2 protein-coding genes are annotated in these 1,887 nt (G+C 64.9%); both read left to right on the top strand.

The window, feature by feature from the left end:
• Positions 1 to 237 precede the first annotated feature (237 nt).
• Entirely contained in the window at positions 238 to 723 is a 486-nt protein-coding gene (locus tag QZH66_RS15545) for a cytochrome c (RefSeq protein WP_305806809.1), read from the top strand.
• Positions 690 to 1,887, top strand: a 1,198-nt coding sequence (locus tag QZH66_RS15540; protein WP_305806808.1) for a cytochrome D1 domain-containing protein, incomplete at its 3' end; no start/stop codon positions are given. The genes QZH66_RS15545 and QZH66_RS15540, both read left to right, overlap by 34 nt.

Raw genomic sequence — 1,887 nt, 5'->3', positions numbered from 1 at the left:
GCCATCGCACCCGAGCGCTGAGCGGGCCCGAGCTCGTCCCTGTTTTTTGCGCCATCCGGTGCGGCATGTGGTTAAAAATTCACCACGAATGCCTGTTTGCGCTGGATCAATTGATGACCTTGCTGGCTATAGGAATATGCGGGAAAACCCGCTGAAACCAGATTGCCGCAGCCCACGGCGGGTGGTCCCAAGGGAGGGGCTTGGACCTCGGGCCGCGGCATCACAAGGAGTCTTTTCATGACAACCCACAAGCTGGCGCGCATTGCTGCCCTGGCAATGTCCACCCTGGCTCTGGCTGCTATGGCCCAGCAGGCCGTGGTCGCCCAACACAAAGAGGGCACCACGGCTCCCGAGCTGAATTACCAGGCTGGCTCCTCGCCCCTGGCGGACGAGCCGATGTACCAGAGCGTGAACCCCAAGGCGCCCAAGATGACGCAGGCCGAGTTCGACAAGGCCCGGCAGACCTATTTCGAGCGCTGCGCCGGCTGCCACGGCGTGCTGCGCAAGGGCGCCACCGGCAAGCCGCTGACCCCCGACCTGACCCTGGCCAAGGGCACGGACTACCTCAAGGTGTTCATCGCCTACGGCTCGCCCGCCGGCATGCCCAACTGGCAGACCTCGGGCGAGATGACGNCGAGTTCGACAAGGCCCGGCAGACCTATTTCGAGCGCTGCGCCGGCTGCCACGGCGTGCTGCGCAAGGGCGCCACCGGCAAGCCGCTGACCCCCGACCTGACCCTGGCCAAGGGCACGGACTACCTCAAGGTGTTCATCGCCTACGGCTCGCCCGCCGGCATGCCCAACTGGCAGACCTCGGGCGAGATGACGGAGGCCGAAGTCGACCTGATGGCGCGCTACATCCAGCAAGACCCGCCCCAGCCGCCCGAGTGGAGCATGGCGGACATGAAGAAGACCTGGAAGGTCTCGGTGGCGCCCAAGGACCGGCCCACCAGGAAGATGAACAGCTACAACATTGCCAACATCTTCTCGACCACGCTGCGCGACACCGGCGAGGTGGCGCTGATCGACGGCGACACCAAGCAGATCATCAACATCGTCAAGACCGGCTACGCGGTGCACATCACGCGCACCTCGGCATCGGGCCGCTACCTGTTCGTGATCGGCCGCGACGGCCGCGTCAACATGATCGACCTGTGGCTGCCCAAGCCCGACAACGTGGCCGAGATCCGCATCGGCCTCGAAGCCCGCTCGGTCGACACCTCCAAGTTCAAGGGTTTTGAGGACAAGCTCGCCATCGCCGGCGCCTACTGGCCGCCGCAGTACGTGATCATGGACGGCGACACGCTCGAGCCCAGGAAGATCGTCTCCACGCGCGGCATGACCGTCGACACGCAGGAGTACCACCCCGAGCCGCGCGTGGCCGCCATCGTGGCCTCGCACTACAAGCCCGAATTCATCGTCAACGTCAAGGAAACCGGCCAGACGCTGATGGTGGACTACTCCAACCTCGACTCGCTCAAGACGACCGAAATCGGCTCGGCGCGCTTCCTGCACGACGGCGGCTGGGACGCGTCCAAGCGCTACTTCATNGCCGCCATCGTGGCCTCGCACTACAAGCCCGAATTCATCGTCAACGTCAAGGAAACCGGCCAGACGCTGATGGTGGACTACTCCAACCTCGACTCGCTCAAGACGACCGAAATCGGCTCGGCGCGCTTCCTGCACGACGGCGGCTGGGACGCGTCCAAGCGCTACTTCATGGTGGCCGCCAACAACAGCAACAAGATCGCCGCGATCGACGCCAAGGACGGCAAGCTCGCGGGCCTGGTGGACGTGGGCAAGATCCCGCACCCGGGCCGCGGCGCCAACTTCATCCACCCCCAGTTCGGTCCCGTCTGGGCCACCGGCCACCTGGGCGATGAAACCA

The organism is Stenotrophomonas sp. YIM B06876, assembly GCF_030711595.1.
In the GTDB taxonomy this organism is placed as follows: domain Bacteria; phylum Pseudomonadota; class Gammaproteobacteria; order Xanthomonadales; family Xanthomonadaceae; genus Stenotrophomonas.
This window is presented reverse-complemented; position numbering and strand designations above follow the sequence as displayed.